The organism is Pseudoalteromonas sp. 2CM37A, assembly GCF_023161885.1.
Classification (GTDB): domain Bacteria; phylum Pseudomonadota; class Gammaproteobacteria; order Enterobacterales; family Alteromonadaceae; genus Pseudoalteromonas; species Pseudoalteromonas atlantica.
Window position 1 is genome coordinate 47,704 of sequence record NZ_JALNTJ010000006.1, and the last position, 24,380, is coordinate 72,083.

Here is a 24,380-nt window from a genome sequence, read left to right on the forward strand (position 1 = left end):
GAAGAGGTTTACATTTGGCCGTATTATACCCTAGCAAAGGTGGGCGGCGATACTAATCCCTTAAATTTTGTGCGGGTATTGGGTTAATGTATTTATCTTCAATGTGTTTTATGTAACCACTGCTATGTAAGTGTGCAAGGGCTTGGTTAATTTTAGGCAGTAACGCTTTGTGCTTAGCAAGTAAACGCACTCTTAAATAACCATGCGAATGCTGGGCGCCAAACTCAGTATTAATATTTAATTGTTTAGACCAATACGCTGCGGTATGAATACCCATAATAGCAACGTCAATACGCGCTTTAGATAATGCAATCATTAGCTCTTTTTCAGAGGGAAAATCGACGCGGTTAAATTTTGCATCATCATGGTAGTAGTAGCCAAGTACTGTACCAACCTCTTTAGAGTATAAACTTTGCTTAGTTTGATACTGCGCGACGTTATCAGGCAGTGCGACAATCATTTCGGTTGCGGGGATCAGCGGCTCTGAAAAAATATAGTAAGGGTTATCTCGCTCGCTTTGCGCTAACCATTTCAGAGTGATTACATCAAAATCAATTATGCCGTTTTCTAAGTATTTGGTAATTCGCTTAGTGGGGAGCTCAACGTGATTGGCGGTAATATTTGCTTGCGCCATTAAAGCGGTGATTATTTCTGGCAAAATGCCGGGTTTTTCTGGGTTGCCGGTGTAAAAAGGGTAGTGACTACCTGACGCACTGACATTGTAATTTAGTTCTGGCTGGTTTTGCTGGGCATGAGCAAACGTAGCAAGATACAAAATAAATAAGGATAAAAACAACTTTAAAAAAAACAAATACGTAACCTTTGCTAAACTTTTAACCTTGAGTGTTATGTAATTTAACTCCGCTTGTAATGATTCTAGAATCTTCATAGCAGTTGAATTACAGTGTATAACCTCATTGTAATAAACAGTGCCAAATTAGATAGGTTTTTATTAAGTGAATCCCACAAATATTCTACAGAACGGGCAAAAGCTAACACAGTTTGTTGCAAGGCAACCTATTTTTGATGCGCAGCAGAATGTGTTTGCTTATGAGCTGCTTTATCGTGATTCAGCCCATAATGCATTTCCTGTGGGAACATCTGATGAGCAAGCAACCAGCCGTTTGTTTTTTAATACACTGATGATGCTAGGGCCAGACAAACTTACAGCGCATCATTTAGCGTTTATTAACCTTTCTTCAGCCACTATTTTAGAAAATTTTCCTAAATTGTTAGTACCACAAAATTGTGTGTTAGAAATCGTTGAGCGTACGAACAAAATAGCTGAGGTAACTCAGCACGTGAAAGCGCTCAAGCAAGAGGGATACAAGTTTGCCCTAGATGATTACGATGGCGACGATAAATGGGCGCCATTACTTGCGCATGTAGATTACATTAAAATTGAAATGGACGATGTAATAATTAAAACCAATATGCGCATAAAAAAAATTAAACGCGCTAATCCGCATGCAAAAATTATTGTTGAGCGCATAGAAACTCATGCGCAATTTCACTCGTTAAAACAAGCCGGTTGCGATTTATTTCAGGGTTACTTTTTTGCCCGCCCAGAGATGATCACTTACAAAGATGTGGAGCCGGGTAAGGTGATTGTGTTTGATTTACTGCGCTTTACGGCAAAAGAATCTTTATGCTTTGATGAAATACAAAAACAAGTAGCCAGGGATGTGGCAATTACAGCGCGAGTATTGAAATTAGCGAATGCCCGCTCGGGCAGTGCTAAATTAACCATTACTTCTATTTCGCAAGCGGTTGTGTATTTAGGAGAGGACAGCATAAGGCAACTGGTGCGGGTGCTGGCGCTGAGCGAATTAGGCGCCGATAAACCCTCGGAACTCACAAAACTTGCCTTAACCAGAGCGCAGTTTATTGCGCTATTGCTAGGGCAAAACCACGCAGAACTGGTTGGTCAGGGCTACTTGGTTGGGTTGTTTTCTGTGATGGATGCAATTTTAGATACAGACCTTGAAGCGATTGTTAAAGAGTTTTCGCTAGATGAAAGTATTGCTCAGGCATTATTAAACAATGAGGGCATTTTAGGGCAAAGCCTTGCGCTTATTAGGGCGTTTGAACTAGATGAAATGGATAAAATAGCGGTGTTAATGTCGGCAATAAACAGTGATTTGCATATAGGTCATATTTTTAATTATGTTCTTGATGCACTGTTGTATAGTGACGAAATTATTGAGGCTATTGCAGAATAAATATGCGTAATTGGTTATCTATTTTAAGTATTGTGGTTGCATTAGGGCTGTTATTTCCTGGTGTTACCAAACCTGTATTATCGATTGAGGGCAACATTGATAAATCGCAACTCGCCAAAGCAGGTATAGAAATGCTGGCTGAGGAAGGCGATGGCCGTACTCGCAGTATGTTAATGATGTTCTCTAGCATGTTGGGACTTGATAAATTAGAGGGTGAAATAAACGCGTATAGCAAAACACAAAGCATTTGGGGAACCGTAAACGAGCTAGCTAATAATAATAATTTATTGGTAGCGGCGTTAGTTGGGTTGTTCTCTATTGTGATCCCAAGCTTAAAATTACTGCTGCAATTACTGTATTGCTGCTTGTCGGCCAGCGCATTTAAAAATAAGTTAGCTGTGGTTATTTGCGCACTGAGCAAGTGGAGCATGGTGGATGTGTTTGTTATTGCGTTAATAGTGACTTATTTGGCAGGCAATGCACATGGCCAAAGTAGCGATTTACTAATTATGCATAGCACTTTTGGTGAGGGATTTTGGTATTTTAGTGCTTATTGTATTTTTGCTATTTTAGCGAGTAGCTTAATTAAACCGCCTAAAAAAGAAAATTAATTATTTGAGTTAGCTCAATAACTCAAATATTATTACTGGGTAATTTACTTAATAGGTTTTGTTTTGCAGCGTTTTTACTCAAATTTACTCGTTGTTGTGATGCTACTCACGTTTGTGGGGCAAGCCGTTGCGTCTGTAAATCAGCAGTGCGAAATGCCACATATGAGCCTATCAGCAAAGCATGTCACACATGTAATGAGCGAGAGTAAATTGCATACAGATATGATGGAAATGGATTGCTGCAGTGATGAAGCAGATGTTCAAAATGATTGTCATTGCCCAATAAATGGCTGTGGAAGCAGCTCTATTTTAACGTCCCCGGCCTTATTTACTGCTTTTTCGTTATCGAGTGAAAAAGTTACCCAGCTTAATAGCGGTATTTCCTCCCCCCCTAGTAATACTTTATATCGCCCTCCTATGTTTGCTTAAACGCAGGATAGGTGTGATACCAATCGACTTGATTATTTAGTATTTAGCGTGCCAAATAAAGCGTTAACAGCGTTATAAACCTCTCATGTAGAACACCTACATGCCGATATTTATGCTTTGTTATCACTCTATTTAACTGTCGCTATACATAACGACTAATTTAACATCATTGGTATAAGTGAAATTTAGCTATATTCGCTTAAAGCGCTTGTTCTGCTTGTTAATTTAAGATTTTATTTTTAATTTTAGATGGAGCAGGCAATGACCCGCACTGTAATTTTTAAAGCTGTATTACTGAGCGCCACCTTATTTGGTGCTGTATTTAATAGTGATGCCATAGCAAAAGCATCAACCCTTAATTTAACGGATGCCATAAACCTAGCGCTCAACAACGAGCCATGGCTGAGCGCCAGTGAGCAAAAGCAAGCCGCCGCCACAGCGCAAAGTATTGCTGCAGGAACACTACCAGACCCCGTATTAAGCATAGGTTTGCAAAGCGTACCCGTAGATGGCTTTGCGTTTGATCAAGAAAACATGACGCAGTTAAAACTGGGTATAAGCCAAAACTTTAGCCGTGGTAATAGCCTAGCACTTAGTCAACAAGCAATAAAAGAAGAGGCACTTGAGCACCCGTGGCTTAGGGCGCAGCGAAAGGCGCAAGTAAAAGCTAGGGTAATGGAGCTGTGGTTAAATGCCTACAGAGCACAGCAAAGTATTGCGTTAATTGAACAAGATAAAGCATTGTTTAGCCAGTTAATTGAAGTTACCGAAGCCAGTTACTCCAGTAGTTTAGGTAAAACCCGTCAGCAAGATATTATTCGCTCACAATTGGAGCTCACACGCCTTGAAGATAAACTGATTGTATTAGCGCAGCAGCTAGATGCCGCTAAACAAGGGTTAGCCCAGTGGTTACCACAGAGCATATTACGCCAACCATTAAGCCTAACTTTTACAGCGCCAGCCCCGCTTACCCAATTTAATAGCTTAGACTTTGAAGAGCTCATTAAGTTACTTATGGCGCATCCCTCTATGGTGGCTATAGATCAACGTATAGCCGCTAAACGCACACAAGTGAGCCTTGCTAAACAAAGTTATAAGCCACAACTTGGCGTAAATATGGGTTATGGCTACCGCGCTGATAACCAAGCTGGTGAGTCGCGTGCTGATTTGCTTTCGGTGGGGGTGAGTATTGACTTACCTTTATTTACCGATAACAGGCAAGATCAGCAAGTTAATGCGGCTATTGCTAATGCAGAGGCCATTAAAACCGACAAACGCGTGGCGCTACAAAACCTAAAAGGACAGTACTTTAAAGAGGTTAGTCAGCTTGAGCGAATAGAGCAGCGCAATACGCTTTATCAAAACACATTATTACCGCAAATGTCGCAACAAGCTCAGGCTACTTTAAACGCGTATACCCGTGACGATGGCGACTTTTCTGATGTTATGCGCGCGCGTATTAGTGAGCTAAACGCCAAAATAGATGCCCTTAATATTCAAATAGACAAACACATAATTATTGCTCGCTTAAATTATTACGCAGCCAGTTTAGACTCGCTAGTAATGGCTGAGTTACAAGGATAAAACAATGAAAACTAAATTAAAATACCTTGTAGCGCTGCTTATTGGTGCCGCGTTAATGTTTATTGCTAATCGTTGGTTGATTGATAATACCGAGCACTTAGCCACAACCGCGGATAATAAAAAAACGAAGCCGCTGTATTGGGTTGCGCCAATGGACAGTAACTATAGGCGCGATGAACCAGGGCTATCACCAATGGGGATGGAGCTGGTGCCTGTATATGCAAACGCTGAAAACGACAGCCCAGGTACTATAAAAATATCACCTGAAGTGGTTAACAACTTAGGCGTTAAAACCAGTAAAGTGCAAGTTAAAACACTGCAACGTGATATTCAAACAATCGGTTATGTGCAATACAATCAAGATCAGTTAACCCATATTCATCCTCGCGTAGAGGGGTGGATAGAAACCCTATTTGTAAAAGCGCAAGGAGAGCCCGTTAGTGCCGGTGAGCCTCTTTACACGCTTTACTCTCCTCAGCTTGTGAACGCACAAGAAGAATTTTTACTCGCAGTAAATAGAAAAAATAGCGTATTGATCCGAGCTGCTAAGGCGCGTTTAGAGTCGCTAAATGTGTCTGATGGCTTTATTAAGCGCTTAGAAAAAAATAAAAAAGTGATGCAAAACATTACATTTTACGCGCGCCAAAGTGGAGTGCTTGATGAGCTTAATATACGTGAAGGTTTTTATGTTAAGCCCGGCACCTCAATGATGAGCATCGCTAAACTAGATCAAGTATGGGTAGAGGCAGAAATATTTGAGCGCCAAGCAGCTTTAGTGAGCAAAGGGCTCCCCGTTACAATGACCCTTGATTACATTCAAGGTAAGCAGTGGCAAGGCGTAGTAGATTACATTTACCCAGCGCTAAATGCTCAAAATCGCACTTTACGTGTAAGGCTGCGTTTTGAAAATACCGCAGGGCTACTTAAACCTAATATGTTTGCCCAAGTAAGTATTCACACACACAGTGACTCACCGCAATTAGTTATACCTAAGCAAGCGCTTATTCGTACAGGTGCACAAAACCGAGTAGTACTTGCTCTAGGCGATGGGCGTTTTAAATCGGTGGCGGTAAAAGTAGGGCAAATTAGCCAACATGAGGTGGCTATTCTATCGGGCATTACCAAAGAAGACCATGTTGTGACTGCTGCGCAGTTTTTAATAGACTCTGAATCGAGTAAAGACTCGGACTTTAAGCGTATGAGCGCGCCAAGCACTAACGCCATGAGCGACATGCCTAACATGGAGATGGGCAAGGCTGAAGCGGTTCAAACAGCTACAGTAATGGGAACCATAAATAATATAAACGCAGCGCAGCGGGTTATTAATATTAGCAGAGAGGCTATCGCTAAATGGAACAGAGGCCCTGCTACTATGGACTTTATACTTGCTAAAGAGCTTGATATTAGTGCGCTTTCTCCTGAACAGCAGGTGCATTTTACATTTAGCATTATTGAGGGCGAATTTGTAATAAGCAAAATTGCTGAGCACCCTACTGACGAAGGCGCAGCTCATCATTCAATGCATGGGGAGTCATTATGATAGCTGCTGTTATTCGCTGGTCGGTTGTTAATCGTTTTCTCGTCTTGTTACTGAGTATTATTGTATTTGGCGCGGGTATTTACAGTGTAAAACAGACACCCGTTGATGCACTTCCGGATTTATCGGACGTACAGGTAATTGTTAAAACCAGCTACCCAGGCCAAGCGCCCCAAGTAGTGCAAGACCAAGTTACCTTCCCGCTCACCACGGCAATGCTGTCTGTGCCTGGCGCTAAAACGGTGCGTGGTTTTTCGTTTTTTGGCGACTCGTATGTGTATATTATTTTTGATGAAAATACCGATATTTATTGGGCCCGAAGCCGCGTACAAGAGTATTTAAGTCAGGTAGAAAGCCGCTTGCCTGCAAGTGCAAAGGCACAACTTGGGCCCGATGCCACAGGAGTGGGTTGGGTTTATTTATATGCGTTAGTCGATAAAACAAATCAGCTCAATATAAGCCAGCTTCGTAGTTTGCAAGATTGGTTTTTAAAATTTGAACTACAAAGTGTTGAAGGTGTATCTGAGGTCGCTGCTGTAGGTGGCATGATAAAGCAGTACCAAGTGGTTGTAGACCCCGTTAAGTTACGTGCTTATGGCCTTCCTCTTAGTTTGATACAAACTGCAATTAGCCAAGGTAATCAAGAAACTGGCGCCTCAGTAATCGAAATGGCTGAAGCCGAATACATGGTAACCAGCACAGGTTATATTAAAAGTGTCGCCGACTTAGAAGCCATTCCATTAGGAATTAACGCCCAAGGAAGTGCATTACAATTACGAGATGTAGCAAATGTACGCTTAGGTCCTCAAATGCGAAGAGGCATTGCAGAGCTAAATGGCGAAGGCGAGGTTGCGGGTGGCATTGTGGTGATGCGTTATGGCGAAAACGCCCAAGAAACGATTTCTCGGGTAAAAGCAAAACTTGAGTCTTTAAAACAAGGGTTACCCGAAGGGGTTGAAGTAATTCCGGTTTACGACCGCTCCACGTTAATAAAAAGCGCGGTTGATAACCTAAGTAGTAAATTGTTTGAAGAGCTCATTATTGTAGCCTTAGTGTGCGTGGTATTTTTATTTCATGTGCGCTCATCGCTGGTGGCTATTATTACCTTGCCTATGGGTATATTAATGGCTTTTATTGTGATGTATTGGCAAGGTGTAAACGCTAATATTATGTCGTTAGGCGGGATTGCTATTGCTATTGGCGCTATGACAGATGGTGCTATCGTAATGATAGAAAACATGCATAAACACATGGAAAAAACGCCACTGACCAAGCAAAACCGCTGGCAAATAGTGACTAAATCGGCCACCGAGGTAGGCCCTGCGTTATTTTTTAGTTTGCTCATTATTACTGTAAGTTTTATGCCTGTATTTATTTTAGAGGCGCAAGAAGGGCGCATGTTTGCCCCGCTTGCTTATACAAAAACGTATGCGATGGCAGCCTCTGCCGGTTTAGCTATAACGTTAGTACCGGTGCTAATGGGCTACTTTATTCGGGGTAAGGTCATTTCTGAGCATAAAAACCCAGTTAATAGAGCCTTGGTTGCAGGGTATAAACCGTTGTTAGCCACCGTACTTAAATTTCCAAAAAGTACGTTATTTATTGCATTTATAGTGACGGTTATAGGCCTTTATCCGGTAAATAAAATAGGCAGTGAGTTTATTCCTTTGCTAGATGAAGGCGACTTAATGTATATGCCTACAACTTACCCTGGGCTTTCTATTGGTGAAGCGCGAAAAATTTTACAGCAAACAGATAAGCTCATAGCCTCTGTACCTGAAGTGAAAACTGTATTTGGTAAAATAGGGCGCGCCGATACCGCAACCGACCCGGCACCGCTGACAATGATTGAAACCTTTATTCAGTTTAAGCCCAAATCACAGTGGCGAGAGGGCATGACGAAGCAAAAAATTAAAGCAGAGCTGGAAAGCTTAGTTACATTACCGGGCCTTACAAATGCGTGGGTTATGCCAATAAAAACGCGAATTGATATGCTTGCCACCGGTATTAAAACGCCTGTGGGTATTAAAATTGCGGGCCCAAGCCTGTTAGAAATTCAAAACATTGGGCAGCAAATTGAGCAATTGTTAAAAGATGTGCCCGGCACAGCCTCAGTGTATTCAGAGCGTGTAGCCACAGGGCGTTATATTAAAGTGGATATAAACCGCGAAAAAGCAGCACGGTATAATCTAAATATAGCCGACATACAACAGGTTGTGGCCACTGCAATTGGCGGCTCAAACGTGACTGAAACAATTGAAGGGCAACAGCGTTACCCGGTAAATTTACGCTACCCGCAGAGCTTTCGTGCTTCGCCTGAAGATTTAAAATTATTACCTATTATTACACCATCAGGCCAACATATTGCACTTGGCGATGTTGCTAATGTATTTATTGAAGATGGCCCTACCGGCATTAAAAGCGAAAACGCGCGTTTAAATGGGTGGAGCTTAATTGATATTAAAGGCAGTGATATTGGCAGCTATGTAGCACAAGCTCAGCAAGTACTTGGCGATAACCTACAATTACCCGCAGGTTATTCAATTACTTGGGCAGGGCAGTACGAATACATGCAACGCGCAAAAGCAAAGCTTACTTATGTGATCCCGCTTACACTCGCGATTATTGTAATACTGCTATACCTTAATTTTAAATGCCTAAGCGAAGTACTTATTATTATTGCCACCCTTCCTTTGGCTATGGTGGGCGGCATTTGGCTGATGTACTTTGAAGCGTTTAACTTTTCGGTGGCAGTGGGTGTAGGGTTTATTGCATTGGCCGGTGTTGCCGTAGAAATAGGCGTCATAATGCTTGTATATTTAAACCAAGCTTATACAGAGCAACGCCAGCAGTGCGAGCAAACTGGAACTGCATTTAACTTACAAGCGTTACAACACGCTATTATGCAAGGTGCAGGGCTAAGAGTGCGCCCCGTAATGATGACGGTAGCTACCATTATTGCTGGCTTATTACCCGTTTTATACGGCTCCGGCACCGGTAGCGAAGTGATGAGCAGAATAGCAGCGCCGATGGTAGGCGGGATGCTAAGCGCAATTATTCTTACGTTATTAGTTATACCTGCGGTGTATTTACTGTGGAAAAAGCAGCATATTAGTCAATAGGTGTTGTTCTTTGTGAGTTAAAATTTGCTGAATGTAGGGGCGGTTAAATTGCGGTGTACGGTTTGTACCCTTGTGAGCTTGATAGCTGCCCCTATTTCAGCAGGCTCTAATAGCACACTGTGGGCAATACCTATTTTATTGCCCTATAAAAATTACCCGTATTTTGTAACTTGTACCAAATAATCCGCCTAGCTCTTGTTTTTTATTTTTAATGCATTGTTTTTAATTGATTTTATGTTGGCACGGTTTACGCAACCTATACCTTATACAGTCAACTTAGTAAGGAATGCACATGCAAGTTAAAACAATTAAAGAAGTGTACGATTGGACCGTTTTATTTCACACACAAATGGCGGCAAATTTTTACAGCGTTAAGGAGTTACTTGATGAACGTAACGCGATGCTAGTGGACTATTATTTAGATTATGAAAAAAAGTTAGCTGAAGACTTAGTTGGCTTTAAAGCAATTACAGAGATCAACACCTTAGATACTTACAGCTACGAATACTTTGCAGACAACCCCGAGTTAATTACGTTTAACGATATTAGCAAAGACCAAGAATTTGATGAAAAGGTGATTCAAAACTACCTCTCTGAGCAGCACAAAAAAGTAATCGAACTTTACGAGTACTTATTGGAGCGCGCTGAGACAGAAAACGGTAAAGAAAAGCTCGAGCAAATTTTAGAGCTTGAAAAGCAAGGCATTAAGCAAATGATGCAAAGCTCAAACCGCCATATGGATATGTAAACCTGATAAAATAACTCGGTTGTTATCTTTATAGGTAAAGCTTTAAACGCCCTTAGGTTTACCCCGAGGGCGCTTTATTATGTGTGCTTTACATGGGGCGTAAGTAAAGCAGCAAGCTCACTTTAAAAAGCGCGGGTCGCAATTACATTACTTTAGAACAAACAATCTCACAGGCTTTTAATAGCCTTACAAAATTAAACGCACTCAAACTGAATTCCTGCTTTTTTAAGATAGAGCTGCTCTTGCTCTAGGTCTGCTTGTAGCAATGTATGCTCTTGCAAATAGCTGTTACTAAACTTAATAAATAAGCCTAAGTTGCTTGCGCTTATTTCCATATCCGGCTTTAAGCTCACTTGGCGCTTTTGATTAAATAAAATGGCTAAGCGTAAAATAACAATCAGTTTAAGCACATGCTTTTGAGAAATAGTTAAAAACTCTGGCAGCTCTGTCAGTTTAATTTTTTTACGATAAAAGCGTATAAGTGAGCTTAAAATAAGTTGCTCTTGCTGCGTAAAACCGGGCAATTGACTATTCGCTACTATATAAGCGCTGTGTTTGTTAATCCCCGATGAGTTAATTGATAAACCAATTTCGTGTAATTTTGCTGCCCAAGTTAACAAAGCAATATCGTCCTTATTATCTAAATGCCATACATTTTTTAACTGTTTATAGAGCCAGATGGCCGTATCAGCAACACGCGCTGCATGCGCTTTATCAGCAGTGTAGCGCTCACTTAAGTTATTAATGGTGTTTGAGCGAATATCTTTATGGGCCAGCTTTTGCTGCATTTCGTGCAGCAACCCTTCGCGCAAAGAAAAATCGCTGTAGGTCAGCTCTTTAATGGCAAACTCTGTAAATATCGCAATTAAAATTGCTAAGCCACCGCATATGCTTTGTTGGCGCTCGGGTGTAAGCCCTGCAATAGCTAAGTTATCAATATGTTTAGCACTAATAAATTGTTGTTTTAACACGAGTAAATCGTCGTAAGTAATGTTAGGTTGTTGCGGGTTTGTGGCGCTTATCATCGCTAAGATTGACTTTATAGTGCCCGAGGTGCCAATTACTGATTGCCAATTTTCGCTTACATAATTAGAAAAAATAGCTTCAAGCTCCTGCTCGGCTCTTATTTGCGCTTTGTTAAAGCGTTTGGCCGTTATTTTTCCATCGCTAAAAAACTGCTTTGTAAAGCTAACGCAGCCCATATTACGGCTAGATAAAAGCTTATGCTTAAAATGTTTACCTATTATAAGTTCGGTACTGCCACCGCCAATATCGATCACTAAACGGTTTTCTTCATTATGAACATAATGCGCAACGCCCTGATAAATAAGGCGTGCTTCTTCTTGTCCTGCAATTACATCAATATGAAAAGGAAACACAGCGCTAGCTTGGGCTAAAAAGGCGTTAATATTTTTAGCGCGCCTAAAAGTGTAAGTGGCAGCTACCTTTACATTACTTGCGGGGAACTCATGTAAGGTTTTAGCAAATTGCTTTAGTACCACGAGGGCGCGGTCTATTGCAGCTTGGCTTAAGCGAAATTTATCATCTAGTCCATCGGCTAAATAAACGCGTTGTTTTTCTTTGTGCAAAATTTGCAAAGTGCCGTTTACTTCTCGGGCAACCACTAAATGAAAGCTGTTGGAGCCTAAATCAACTGCGGCTATTGAAGGGTGATCATTCATTATAATAAGTGTGTTCCCATTTTTTTAGATAATCGTAAATTGCTATTTGAGAGCGGATTTTTTTACGGTTACCCCTTCTTACATAAGCGTTTTTTTGCTCGCTATCAATAATGCGTGCTTTGGTACGGTCTTTAAATTGTAGCTCTAATATATCAACTATAAGGCGTTTTAACTTAACATCCAAAATAGGAACGCCTACTTCAACACGATGATCTAGGTTACGTGTCATCCAATCAGCAGAGGATATAAATACTTTTTCATCGCCATTGTTACCAAATACTATTACGCGAGGATGCTCTAAAAAGCGATCAACAATACTAATTACCTTAATATTATCGCTAAGTTTAGGCACGCCAGGGATGAGCGAGCACATGCCACGTACAATAATTCTAATTTTAACGCCGATTTGACCAGCTAGGTAAAGCCTGTCTACCAGCTCTTTATCGACGAGGTTATTTATTTTTACCGTTATTTTGCCTGGTTTGTTGTTTTTAACATGGTCAATTTCGTTATTGATTAAATTAAGCAGCGTTTCACGGGCATTAATTGGCGAAAGCATTAAGTAGTCAAATTTGAACGGTTTATAACTGCTTTCTATAAATCTAAATACGCTGTCGCTTTCTTCACAAATACCAGTGTGGCGAGTAAATAGGCTAAAGTCAGTGTAAATTTTGGCTGTTTTTTCATGGAAATTGCCTGTTCCAATATGAGCATATTTTACTATTTGGCCTTTTTCTTTACGGTGTACCACACATAATTTACTGTGCACTTTTAGTGCGGGTATACCAAAAATTACTTTAATACCTGCACTGCTTAGCACCTTTGCCCATTCAATATTATTTTGCTCGTCAAAACGTGCTTTTAGCTCAACCATAACGGTTACTAATTTACCGTTTTGAGCGGCATTAATTAACGATGAAATCAGCCTAGATTTGCTCGCTACACGATAAATATTAACCTTTATTTGCGTAACCTTAGGGTCGAAGGCCGCTTGGCGCACATATTCAAGCACATGATTAAAAGTATGATAGGGGTAATACAGTAAAATATCTTGCTCGCTAATAGCGTCAAATACACTGGCATGTTTATTAAACGCACTACTTTGCAATGCTGGGAGGGGTTTGTTTTCTAAATATTGGCGCCCTACATTAGGAAACGATATAAAGTCTCTAAAATTACGATAACGTCCCCCAGGAATTAACGCATCATGATGCGTGACACCGAGGCGCTTTTTCATCACTTTTAGCATGTTTTCAGGCATGGCTTGATCGTAAACCAATCTTACCGGCTCAGCATAAATACGTTGTTTTAACCCTTTGGACATTTTATCAAGTAAGCCAGCCTCTAGCTCGTCGTCTAGGTTGTACTCTGCATCGCGAGTTAATTTTATTGCATAACCGGCAATGCTTTTATAAGAAAAAAAGCTACTAAATACATCGTTTAAAAAGTAAGTGATGACATCATCAAGCATTACAATGGTTTTATGGCGGCGGGTTTTTTCTGGAGGCAGGTTTATAAAGCGATCAACCCTGTCGGTGGGTACCTCAAGCATTGCGTAATAACTTTTTTCATCACTCATTTCTACAAATAAGTAGGTCATGGTGTCGTTTATATAGGTAGAGAAGTCTTTGTTCTCGTTTAGCAAAATAGGAGAGGTATGTTGAAGAACGTGATCATGAAAGTAATTTTTTAACCAGTTTAAATGAAACTCACTGAGCTCATCAGGGCGACTAACATGAATGTTATGATGGTTTAAGTCGGTTAATACCTGCTGGTGTATGTGGTTAAATTTTTTGCCTAACTGCAGTACTTTTTTTTGTATTTCACTAAGCAGTATTTCGTCTTCTTCAAAATTAGCATCGGGGAGTTTATTTAATAAAATTCGGCGCTTTACATCAGCAACCCGTACTCTAAAAAATTCATCTAAATTATTAGAGAAAATGCCCAAAAAGCGCATGCGCTCAATAATCGGGTTATTTTTATCTTTAGCCTCTTGTAGTACACGCTCGTTGAATGACAGCCAGCTTAATTCTTTTGCAAAATATTCAGTTGTTTGAGGGGGCTCTATATGGGCATTCATATCTATTCCGTTATCAGGATATGTTTCAAATTTAATTTGGGGCTGTGCGTGCGCTTATGAGGTTTACAATGTAAAAAGCGATAAAAGTAGTAATAATCAGTCCTTTTTATTCAAACATACGCCAGTTAGATGACATAAAAATGACTACCATGTCATTTTTATGTCAACGGCGTTTGGGCTATGCCTCTTCAATATCTACAATTAAATCACTGGTAATCGATTCAAGTGCATCAATAACTTCTTCTTTATTCATACCACTGGGTAAGGTTACAGTCGCTACGGCACTAAAAATAGGCACTCCCCAATTTGGCGCACTTTGCTGCCTTGAGTTTAAGTGAGTAATGCTAGCGCCTTTGTGGCGTATTACACTTGCCAGCTCCTGAACAATGCCCGGGCGGTCATTGCCAGTAATGACAAAATTTATTTGCTCTTTGCTACTTGGCTCTACTTCTGTGTTGCCAGTTTCAATACGTACGTCGAGTTTAGGTAAGGCATTTAATGCGTTTTGCAATGCTTCAAAGTGCTCTTGCGCTACTTCTACCTGAATAATACCGGCAAAGTGGCCTAGTAAGTGGCTTAAATTACTGCTCAGCCAGTTACCCTTATTTTGCAAGATAACCGATGAAATACTTTCTACTAATCCGGGCCGGTCTTGCCCTAAAATGGTGATCACCAACTGCTTCATAAATAGCTCTCTCTAAGCCTGAAAATGTAAATGCGTAGGCATTAAGTGTTTATAACGTTTCTATCATTGTAGTGGGTAATATAAACCCATAAAAAACTAATTGTTTATTATTGCTTATTTGTGTCTTTATCGTTGAATTTTTTTTACTTTAGCGCTGCGGTCTGGTTTCGTTATACATAGATTTAGTATTGTCTGCGTTAAATTGTTTGTCCAATAAAAGCACAAATTAGTTCCCATAAGAAGATAAACTCACACTGAATTTATTAACAATTTTATAGCACTTTTGATAATAAGTGTCATTTATGAACCATAACATTTATTTTTTCCATGCTTTGAGCGCTATGCACTTTATTTAACCATAAAAGTGTTAACAACTAATGCGCCATAAAAGCATAAATTTAGTCATCTCCAGCAGGGCAGTAAAACGCGTTATTAAATAGCTAAATAGGCACTAATTTAGGGCATTTATATTAAATATTTCCCCTTTTTTGTATCGATTTATGTTGTGGCATATCAGTGAGTAACAATTAAGCAAGCGTTCTCATTAGAAAAAAGGACTGATTTTAAAGCATTTAGGCGGGTATTTATTACATCTGTAACATTACTGTCATCTTGATGAAATATAATTTGCGCAACGACAGAATTAAAGGGTGTTTTGATGACTTCCAATCCGAATAAGCCGACTTTAAATACGGATCGAAGCCGTCTATTTAAAGACCGGTTTGCAAAGTGGGGTATTTCCGCAGGCGGAGTAATGGTATTAATAGCATTGTTATTAATATTCTTTTACCTTCTTTATGTAGTACAACCAATTTTTGAATCAGCAAAAGTAGAAAAACGTAACAGTTTTAATGTTGCTAATGCTGAACAAATTGTGGGCTTAGGTGTTGAGGAGCAAACTGAGGTTGCTTTTTTACTCTCTCAGCAAGGAAAGGTAGATTTTTATAGTGTGCAAGATGGCAGCTTTGGTAAAAAGCTTAAAACATTAAGCGCCGAGCTACCTAGTGATGCATCAAGCTTTGCAAACAGTGCGCCGTTTCAGGGGCATTATGCGTTTGGTTTAGAAAATGGCTCAGTGGTGCTGGTAGCACCTAAGTTTTTAGTTACTTTTCCTAACAACGAAAGAAAGCTAACGCCACGTTTAGATTATCCACTTGGCAAAATGGCATTAGAAGTTGACGAGCAAGGTGCTGCCATTAAGCGTTTTGCATTTAGTCATTACGAAGATAAAACAGCCGTGGTTGCTTTAACCGAAGACAAACGCGTTTTATTTAGCAGCTTTGTTGCTGAAGAAAACATGTTTACCGGTGAAGTAGAATGGGTAGTTGAGCGCACTGAGCTTAATATTGAAGGCCGTGTTGATGAGCTTCTAATTTCGCCAGACACCACCCGCACATTTGTACGTTCTGCAAATCAAATTTATGTTTACGATACACGCTATCCAAGCGAAGTAGAGCAAATTCAGCTGCTTTCGGCTAACGAAGAAAGTGCTAACTTAGTGTCTGCGCAGCTACTTGCTGGTGCTAACTCACTCATGCTTGCAAACGATAACGGTGAAGTATCGCAGTGGTTTGAAGTCAATACAGACAGCGGCCGTGAGTATCAAAAAATTCGCTCGTTTGAAACAACTAAACAAAGCAAGCTGAACATTTTTACCGAGTTTTATCGTCGAACTTTCTTCACTACAAGCAGTAATGGTGAGTTAGGTGTGTATTACACCACAAGTGAGGCAAAACTTTGGCAAGGTAAAGTAAGTGATGGCGAGATTAAAAACTTTGCTATAGCTCCGCGCTCAAATGCCGCCCTTATTTTAGCCGATAACCAACTAACCGTATTAGAAATTCATAATGAGCACCCAGAGGTTACCTGGTCTGCACTTTGGCAAGAAGTGTGGTACGAAGGTTACCCTGAGCCTGGTTATATTTGGCAATCTACATCAGCAAGTGATGACTTTGAGTCTAAATTTTCTTTGGTTCCTATTTCGTTTGGTACGTTAAAAGCAGCGCTTTACGCCATGCTATTTGCAGTACCCATTGCGCTTTCTGCCGCTATTTACACCGCTTACTTTATGTCGAGCGAGCTGCGTAAAGTGGTAAAGCCAACGGTAGAAATTATGGAAGCCCTCCCGACTGTAATATTAGGCTTTTTAGCAGGCCTGTGGTTAGCGCCACTTATAGAAGAGCATCTACCTGCTATTGTCGGCTTATTGATTTTATTACCGTTAGGTGTGCTAGCAACAGCACTAGGTTGGACTAAGTTACCAGCGAGTATTCGCCATAAAATCCCTGAAGGGTCGCACTCTATTTTACTTATTCCGGTTGTATTATTTATAGGCTGGGTATCGTTTGCAATGAGCGAAACCGTAGAGCTTTGGATGTTTGATGGAAATGTACGTCAATACTTAACAAATGAGCTTGGTATGACGTTTGACCAACGTAACTCTTTAGTGGTGGGGATTGCGATGGGCTTTGCCGTTATTCCTACTATATTCTCGATTGCAGAAGATGCCGTATTTAGTGTTCCTAAACACTTATCAAATGGCTCACTAGCACTTGGTGCTACGCAGTGGCAAACGCTAGTACGTGTTGTACTACTTACAGCAAGCCCAGGTATTTTCTCTGCCGTGATGATGGGACTTGGCCGTGCAGTAGGCGAAACCATGATTGTATTAATGGCAACAGGTAATACGCCAATTATGGATTGGAGTATTTTCCAAGGTATGCGTACGCTTGCAGCAAACATTGCGGTAGAAATGCCTGAATCAGAAGTAGGCAGCTCGCACTATAGAATATTATTCTTAGCAGCATTTGTACTATTCATATTCACCTTTATTTTCAACACAGTGGCTGAGTTTGTTCGTCAGCAACTGCGTGAAAAATACAGCTCAATGTAAGTGGAGAGACACGACATGGTAAAGCAGTGGTTTAAGTCTGGTTCTCCTTGGATTTGGATGACAGGTGGTGCGGTAAGTATCAGCTTAATTTCAGTTCTCGGTTTATTAGCAATGATAGCTTGGAAGGGATTAAGCTTTTTCTGGCCATCAGAGGTAGTTCAATTTGAGCTAGAAGGGTCTATTTCAAAACAAACCATAATTGGTGAAGTTTACGACCGAGAACTTGTGCCGACAGCGCGTTTAGCTGCAACAGGTATTGATGTATCAGATTTTAATAAAGACGAAGTTGAGCGTTTACTTATAAAAACAGGTAACCGCGAATATGTAGATTTAGATTTTCGTTGGATATTAGAAACCGATATTACTGAGCAAAGTACACCGGCTACGCTTGCTGTATTTGAGCGCAGTAAAAACGGTAACTTTTATGGCTACATAGAAGGTGTAATTAAAGATGGAAAGCCGGTTACTGGCGATAAAATCGAAACCTTGCATGAGCTAGTAGAGCGTGCGGTTGATTTAAACGATGAAGCGCTTGATTTACAAAATGGCGACATTGGTCATATCAACTACGAATTAGAGCGTCTTCGCTTACAAGAAAAAGCGTACCTACTTGATGACGAACTAACCGATGAGCGTGTTGCTGAGCTTGCTCAAGCACGTGCCGAGTTACGTAACGAATATGCAGTACTTGAAAAAGAGTTATTTGCACTGCGTAAAAAAGCCAAACGTGACCAAGTTTTAGTTAAGGACATGCGCGGTGAAGTAGTCACCATTCCACTGTATCAAGTGCTTGATGTTTGGTTGCCTAACGACATGGGCTTTTTCTCAAAGTTAGGTCATTACTTTGTACAACTGGGTAAGTTTGTATCAGACGACCCACGTGAAGCAAACACCGAGGGCGGCGTATTCCCTGCTATATTTGGTACAGTATTTATGGTTATGCTGATGGCCGTTATTGTGACCCCATTTGGTGTTGTAGCTGCAATTTACTTACATGAATACGCAGCTAAAAATGCAGTAACTAAGATGATTCGTATTGCGGTAATTAACCTTGCCGGTGTACCGTCTATTGTTTACGGTGTATTTGGCTTAGGCTTTTTTGTTTACATGTTAGGTGGTAGCCTTGACCAACTGTTTTACCCAGAAGCTGCGCCAACGCCAGTATTTGGCACGCCGGGTGTTATGTGGTCTGCGCTTACATTAGCTATTCTTACATTACCGGTTGTTATTGTATCAACCGAGGAAGGTTTATCGCGTATTCCTAGTACAGTGCGTGATGGTTCATTAGCGCTTGGTGCCACCAAAGTTGAAACCTTATGGCGTATTATTATTCCTATGGCAAGCCCAGCAATTATGACGGGTTTAATACTTGCAGTTGCTCGAGCGGCCGGTGAAGTTGCGCCGTTAATGCTCGTAGGTGTGGTAAAAATGGCCCCTACGTTACCACTTGATGGCAACTTCCCTTATTTTCACTTAGATAGAAAGTTCATGCACTTAGGCTTTCATATTTATGATGTGGGCTTTCAAAGTCCGAATGTTGAAGCGGCACGCCCGCTGGTATACGCAACGGCCTTCTTATTAGTGTCGGTGATTATTACCCTCAACATAACAGCGATAGGCATACGTAACCATTTACGTGAAAAATTCAGATCGCTTGAACACTAATTAGTAAAGAATTATAGGTAACAAACATGATTACAGTCGCTCCACAAGTAAACCAAGCTAACAAAAGCTTGAAGTTAGACTTAGAAAACTTAACTGATGACCAAAAAGCGTTAGAGATTAAGGACCTTGATCTTTACTATGGTGAAAAGCAAGCGCTTAGCAAAGTAAATATGAATATCCCGAAAGGCCAAGTTACGGCGTTTATCGGTCCATCTGGTTGTGGTAAATCAACGCTATTGCGTTGTATTAACCGCATGAACGATTTAGTTGATGTGTGTCGTATTGAAGGTGAAATATTACTTCACGGCCAAAACATTTACGATAAAAGTGTAGATGTAGCCGCGCTTCGTCGTAACGTGGGTATGGTGTTTCAGCGTCCTAACCCATTTCCTAAATCAATTTATGAAAATGTGGTTTATGGCCTACGCTTACAAGGTATTAAAGAAAAGCGTAAGCTAGATGAAGTGGTAGAACAATCACTTCGCGGTGCGGCTTTATGGGATGAAGTAAAAGACAGATTACACGATAGTGCATTTGGCCTATCAGGTGGTCAGCAACAGCGTTTAGTTATTGCCCGTTCAATTGCGATTGAACCTGAAGTACTATTACTTGATGAACCAACATCGGCACTTGATCCAATTTCTACTTTGGTTATTGAAGAGCTAATTAACGATTTAAAGAACAAATTTACCGTTGTTATTGTGACACATAACATGCAACAAGCAGCGCGTGTATCTGATCAAACGGCCTTTATGTACATGGGCGAGTTGATTGAATACTCAGACACAAATACCTTATTTACAACGCCAAGCAAAAAGAAAACGGAAGACTACATTACAGGCCGTTACGGCTAGTCGTATACGTTTTAGTGTTGTAAACGAATTTAAGAGAAGGTAATTATGGAACATAATATAAATAAGCATATTTCTGGGCGCTTTAACCAAGAGCTAGAAAATGTTCGTAACCATGTACTTAACATGGGTGGCCTAGTTGAGCAGCAGCTAAGCAGTGCATTAGATGCAGTAAGTCGCAATGATGCTGAACTGGCACAAAAAGTACGCCAGAACGATTACAAAGTAAATGCGATGGAAGTTAGCATTGATGATGAATGTACGCGTATTATTGCTCGTCGTCAGCCTGCAGCGAGCGATTTACGCTTAGTAATAGCCATTGCAAAAACGATTGCCGATTTAGAGCGCATTGGCGATGAAGCAGAGCGCATTGCTAAAGTGGCTTTGGATTCATTTACTAAAGATCAGCAAGATTTATTAGTGAATATTGAAAACATGGGTCGCCAAGTTTTAAAAATGCTACACGATGTACTTGATGCGTTTGCACGCATGGATGTACAACGCGCCTTTGAAGTACATAAAGAAGATGCAAAAGTTGACCGTGAATATGAAGCAATCACACGTCAAATTATGACTTACATGATGGAAGACCCACGTTCAATTCCTAAAATTATGGATTTAGTATGGTCTGTACGTTCATTAGAGCGTATTGGCGACCGTTGCCAAAATATTGCGGAATACATTATTTATTTTGTTAACGGTAAAGATATTCGTCATACATCTCAAGAAGATATAGAAAAATCGTTGTAGGTTTTTATCTATCATTCTTTTTTGTTAAAGCGGCTTAGTGCCGCTTTATGCATTGTTAGCCATGATGAAATAATAAAAAGCGTTCACAATCGCGGCTAATACTGTAAAATTCATGCTGCAAAGCATATCAATTTGATTAAAGGGTCAGTTATGCCTACAAACGCGTTTTTAGGAGTATTTGCAAAATCTCCTATCAAACCAATGGAAGAACACATCAAGAAGGTTCATCAAGCAAGTAAAGCCTTGATACCTTTTTTTAATCACGTATTTAAAGAAGAGTGGCAGCAAGCAGAAGAGCTTCGCTTAACTATTCGTAATTTAGAGCGTGAAGCTGATGATATGAAAAGAGATATACGCTTACAATTACCGCGTGGTTTATTCATGCCGGTAGAGCGTACAGATCTGCTCGAACTTGTAACTCAACAAGATAAAATAGCAAATAAGGCTAAAGACATTGCAGGGCGCGTAATTGGCCGTGAAATGACAATTCCTAGTGCTATGCAAGCAGACTTTTTAGCTTATCTAACACGCTGTGTTGATGCGACTAAACAAGCATCAAAAGCAATTAATGAGTTAGAAGAATTGTTAGAAACGGGCTTTAAAGGTCGCGAGGTGACTTTAGTAGAAAAAATGCTCGTAGAATTGGATGCCATAGAACAAGACACGGATGAAATGCAAATTAAAGTACGCCGCCAACTACGCGATGTAGAAAGCGAGCTAAACCCAATTGATGTTATGTTTTTATACAAAATAATTGAATGGGTTGGCGAACTTGCAGATATTGCAGAGCGCGTAGGATCACGTCTTGAGCTGATGCTAGCTCGTTAATTTATAAAAATCAGTTCAAACGAAAGATTAAGGTTACACAATGGATATCATTGCATCTTACGGCACGGTATTAGTTTTAATTGCCGCAGCAGTCGGCTTTTTTATGGCTTATGGTATTGGCGCGAACGACGTTGCTAATGCGATGGGTACTTCGGTAGGTTCAAAAGCGTTAACAATTAAACAAGCAATTATTATTGCTATGATTTTTGAATTTGCTGGTGCTTACTTAGCTGGTGGTGAGGTTACGTCAACAATCCGTAAAGGTATTATTGATGCTGCGCCTTTTGCTGCTCTCCCTGATTTAATGGTTTTAGGTATGATCTCTGCACTTTTTGCAGCAGGTACTTGGCTATTAATTGCCTCATTTTTAGGTTGGCCTGTTTCAACAACTCACTCAATTATTGGTGCAATCATTGGTTTTGCATTAGTTGCAGTGGGTACAGAGGCTATTCAATGGAATAAAGTAGGTGGTATTGTAGGTAGCTGGATTATTACACCTGCTATTTCGGGCTTTATTGCTTACTTAATCTTTATGAGTGCGCAAAAGCTGATTTTTGATACTGATGCACCGCTTAAAAACGCAAAACGCTTTGTACCTTTGTACATGGGTTTAGCGGGCTTTATTATGGCGCTAGTAACAATTAAAAAAGGCTTAAAGCATATAGGTATTAACCTAGGCGCTACTGAAGGTTATTTAATTGCGATAGCGATTGCTGTGATTGTAGCTATTATTGGTAAAATTGCGATTTCACGTTTAAATATCGACCCTAAAGCCGATAAACAAATGCAATTTAATAACGTAGAAAAAGTATTTGCGGTATTAATGGTATTAACAGCGTGTTGTATGGCGTTTGCGCATGGCTCAAACGATGTAGCGAATGCAATTGGGCCACTTGCTGCGGTTGTGAACATTGTTGAAAGTAACGGTGAAATTGCTAAAAAAGCGGCTATTGCTTGGTGGATTTTACCACTAGGTGGTTTTGGTATTGTTGCCGGTCTTGCTATTTTAGGTAAAAAGGTAATTAAAACGATAGGTGAAGGTATTACTCACTTAACGCCTAGCCGTGGTTTTGCTGCCGAATTAGCTGCTGCGTCTACCGTTGTTATTGCATCAGGTACAGGTATGCCAATTTCTACTACACAAACCTTAGTTGGTGCGGTATTAGGTGTAGGTATGGCACGTGGTATTGCTGCACTTAACATGGGTGTTATCAGAAACATTGTAGTTTCTTGGGTAATTACATTGCCAGTTGGCGCTGCCCTTGCTATTGTTATTTTCTACGTACTAAGAACCGCGTTTGGGGTTTAACAAAAAAGTACTCAAAGACTTTTAGCTTGAAAAGATCTCAACGCCCTAGGTGTTGGGGTCTTTTTATTTGTGGAAAGAAAAAATGACCAACCTACCAAGTATTAAACAGCTACAGTATTTATTAGCTGTACATCAGCACCAGCATTTTGGCCGTGCAGCAAGTGCGTGCTTTATTGGGCAATCTACTTTAAGCAGTGCAATTCAAAACCTTGAAGAAACACTCGGTTGTCAGCTAATTGAGCGAGAAAATCGCAGCCTTATGTTTACCAGTATTGGTGAAGAGGTTGTTGAGCGCTCTCGTAAAATTATTAACGATACAATTAGTTTAAAAGAGCTAACCAAAAGCTTTTTAACGCCACTCAGTGGTAAGTTAGTGGTAGGGGTTATACCCACTATCGCCAGCTTTATAGCGGCGCCATTGTATCACTTTTGTAAGCAAACCTTTTGTGATTTAGAGTTGGTACTTGTTGAAGATACCAGCGACAAGTTATTAGATAAGCTTGAACACGGCCATATTGATTTAGCCTTATTAGCCTTACCGTACCAAACGGAGAAGTTTCATACTCAAGTATTGGCTAAAGATCACTTTAGTTTAGTGCACCATAAAGATTACAGCCCTGCTAAAGGCGTTGAAGACTTTAACTTGTTACCCGATGCTAGTGTGTTTTTATTAGAGCGAGAGCATTGTATGACGGGGCATGCATTGAGTGCGTGTCATCTAAACCGCTCAAGCTGTATTAACCCTTTTGAAGCTGCAAGCTTACATACCTTATTAAGCATGGTAGAGCATCAGTTAGGGGTTACATTTTTACCGCAAATGGCGATTAATGCGGGCATTCTTAAAGATAAAAACATGATAGCTACCCCATCGCAAGGCGATGCCTACAGAGATATAGGCATACTGTGGCGTAAAACAACAGGAAGAATTCGCGACTTTAAGTTATTCAGCCAACAGCTAGAAGTGTTTTTGGCTCGCCAATGTAGCTTAGACTTTGAGAGTTAAGCCTATTTACCTTTAAGGTTAAAGTGCAGCAGTAATATGTTGCTTTAGGGAAACAGGGTCTGTGCATTGTGGTTATTGGCCACTATTAAGCACCAGCGTAGCATAAACAAAACAGCAGCCTACAAGGGCTGCTGTTTGCTATGTGTTTGGCTTTCAAAGGGTTCTAGTTCGGGTAGAAAAAGCAAGTAAATCCAAACCACTACATTAAAATACGGGAGTAGGCCTAAAGTAGCGAATACGCCTACTGGGTAGCCCTTTAGCTGCGCGTACCGATAGCACTGATACGCAATTACACAATGTATTACGAGAAGTAAAATAATCAACTGCGCCATACCTTCCTCCTTAAACCTGACAAGCTTTAACCTCTATGTAATTGCTAGT

Annotated in this window: 19 protein-coding genes; 14 read left to right on the forward strand and 5 right to left on the reverse strand. The window is 40.5% G+C overall.

The annotated features are described in order from the left end of the window. Positions 1 to 52: 52 nt before the first annotated feature. Positions 53 to 811, reverse strand: a complete 759-nt coding sequence (locus tag MTF68_RS14590; RefSeq protein WP_248462902.1) for a transporter substrate-binding domain-containing protein — start codon at positions 809 to 811, stop codon at positions 53 to 55. A gap of 145 nt (positions 812 to 956) precedes the next feature. Here MTF68_RS14590 and MTF68_RS14595 point away from each other — a divergent pair, with 145 nt between their 5' ends. The 7 genes from MTF68_RS14595 (at position 957) to MTF68_RS14625 (ending at position 10,253) form a co-directional block, all read left to right on the forward strand. Continuing rightward, on the forward strand, positions 957 to 2,222 hold the full coding sequence (locus MTF68_RS14595; protein WP_248462903.1) for an EAL domain-containing protein: 1,266 nt from the start codon (positions 957 to 959) through the stop codon (positions 2,220 to 2,222). A 2-nt stretch (positions 2,223 to 2,224) separates the two neighbouring features. Further along, positions 2,225 to 2,833: a paraquat-inducible protein A gene (locus MTF68_RS14600; protein ID WP_248462904.1), complete on the forward strand. Its 609-nt coding sequence runs from the start codon at positions 2,225 to 2,227 to the stop codon at positions 2,831 to 2,833. Positions 2,834 to 2,896: 63 nt separating this feature from the next. Continuing rightward, complete coding sequence (locus MTF68_RS14605; protein ID WP_248462905.1) at positions 2,897 to 3,262, forward strand: hypothetical protein; 366 nt, start codon at positions 2,897 to 2,899, stop codon at positions 3,260 to 3,262. A 261-nt stretch (positions 3,263 to 3,523) separates the two neighbouring features. Beyond that, positions 3,524 to 4,846 (forward strand): TolC family protein, encoded by a 1,323-nt coding sequence (locus MTF68_RS14610; protein WP_248462906.1) that lies wholly within the window; start codon positions 3,524 to 3,526, stop codon positions 4,844 to 4,846. A gap of 4 nt (positions 4,847 to 4,850) precedes the next feature. Beyond that, positions 4,851 to 6,386, forward strand: coding sequence for an efflux RND transporter periplasmic adaptor subunit (locus MTF68_RS14615; RefSeq protein ID WP_248462908.1), 1,536 nt, complete (start codon positions 4,851 to 4,853; stop codon positions 6,384 to 6,386). Then, complete coding sequence (locus MTF68_RS14620; RefSeq protein WP_248462910.1) at positions 6,383 to 9,505, forward strand: efflux RND transporter permease subunit; 3,123 nt, start codon at positions 6,383 to 6,385, stop codon at positions 9,503 to 9,505. Before MTF68_RS14615 ends, MTF68_RS14620 begins: the two co-directional genes overlap by 4 nt. Positions 9,506 to 9,797: 292 nt before the next feature. Next, a complete protein-coding gene (locus MTF68_RS14625; protein WP_248462911.1) occupies positions 9,798 to 10,253 on the forward strand; it encodes a hypothetical protein in 456 nt (151 codons plus the stop codon). 194 nt (positions 10,254 to 10,447) lie between these two features. On the opposite strand, the gene MTF68_RS14630 is transcribed toward MTF68_RS14625, so the two are convergent. The 3 genes from MTF68_RS14630 to MTF68_RS14640 all read right to left on the reverse strand — a co-directional run bounded on the left by MTF68_RS14630 (position 10,448) and on the right by MTF68_RS14640 (position 14,700). Next, the gene (locus MTF68_RS14630; RefSeq protein WP_248462913.1) at positions 10,448 to 11,935 is read right to left on the reverse strand and encodes an exopolyphosphatase; all 1,488 of its coding nucleotides are present in this window, start codon (positions 11,933 to 11,935) and stop codon (positions 10,448 to 10,450) included. Beyond that, on the reverse strand, positions 11,928 to 14,015 hold the full coding sequence (ppk1, locus tag MTF68_RS14635; RefSeq protein WP_248462915.1) for a polyphosphate kinase 1: 2,088 nt from the start codon (positions 14,013 to 14,015) through the stop codon (positions 11,928 to 11,930). The genes MTF68_RS14630 and ppk1 overlap by 8 nt, the downstream gene beginning before the upstream one ends. A 178-nt stretch (positions 14,016 to 14,193) precedes the next feature. Further along, complete coding sequence (locus tag MTF68_RS14640; protein WP_024031441.1) at positions 14,194 to 14,700, reverse strand: ACT domain-containing protein; 507 nt, start codon at positions 14,698 to 14,700, stop codon at positions 14,194 to 14,196. 658 nt (positions 14,701 to 15,358) lie between these two features. Here MTF68_RS14640 and MTF68_RS14645 point away from each other — a divergent pair. From MTF68_RS14645 to MTF68_RS14675, 7 genes are all read left to right on the forward strand, one after another. After that, on the forward strand, positions 15,359 to 17,593 hold the full coding sequence (locus tag MTF68_RS14645) for an ABC transporter permease subunit (RefSeq protein ID WP_039972240.1): 2,235 nt from the start codon (positions 15,359 to 15,361) through the stop codon (positions 17,591 to 17,593). Positions 17,594 to 17,608: 15 nt separating this feature from the next. Further along, positions 17,609 to 19,258 (forward strand): phosphate ABC transporter permease PstA, encoded by a 1,650-nt coding sequence (gene pstA / locus MTF68_RS14650; protein WP_004587623.1) that lies wholly within the window; start codon positions 17,609 to 17,611, stop codon positions 19,256 to 19,258. Positions 19,259 to 19,284: 26 nt separating this feature from the next. After that, positions 19,285 to 20,112: a phosphate ABC transporter ATP-binding protein PstB gene (gene pstB, locus MTF68_RS14655; protein WP_004587622.1), complete on the forward strand. Its 828-nt coding sequence runs from the start codon at positions 19,285 to 19,287 to the stop codon at positions 20,110 to 20,112. 45 nt (positions 20,113 to 20,157) lie between these two features. Beyond that, positions 20,158 to 20,859 carry a phosphate signaling complex protein PhoU gene (gene phoU, locus MTF68_RS14660; protein WP_004587621.1) on the forward strand — a complete coding sequence of 234 codons (702 nt, stop codon included), beginning with the start codon at positions 20,158 to 20,160 and terminating at the stop codon, positions 20,857 to 20,859. A 150-nt stretch (positions 20,860 to 21,009) separates the two neighbouring features. Further along, entirely contained in the window at positions 21,010 to 21,687 is a 678-nt protein-coding gene (locus MTF68_RS14665; protein WP_004587620.1) for a TIGR00153 family protein, read from the forward strand. Between the two features lie 40 nt (positions 21,688 to 21,727). Beyond that, positions 21,728 to 22,996, forward strand: coding sequence for an inorganic phosphate transporter (locus tag MTF68_RS14670; RefSeq protein WP_024031439.1), 1,269 nt, complete (start codon positions 21,728 to 21,730; stop codon positions 22,994 to 22,996). 82 nt (positions 22,997 to 23,078) lie between these two features. Next, complete coding sequence (locus MTF68_RS14675) at positions 23,079 to 23,999, forward strand: hydrogen peroxide-inducible genes activator (protein WP_004587618.1); 921 nt, start codon at positions 23,079 to 23,081, stop codon at positions 23,997 to 23,999. Positions 24,000 to 24,118: 119 nt separating this feature from the next. Here MTF68_RS14675 and MTF68_RS14680 read toward each other — a convergent pair whose 3' ends face one another. Continuing rightward, on the reverse strand, positions 24,119 to 24,331 hold the full coding sequence (locus MTF68_RS14680; protein ID WP_024031438.1) for a hypothetical protein: 213 nt from the start codon (positions 24,329 to 24,331) through the stop codon (positions 24,119 to 24,121). Between the last annotated feature and the right edge of the window lie 49 nt (positions 24,332 to 24,380).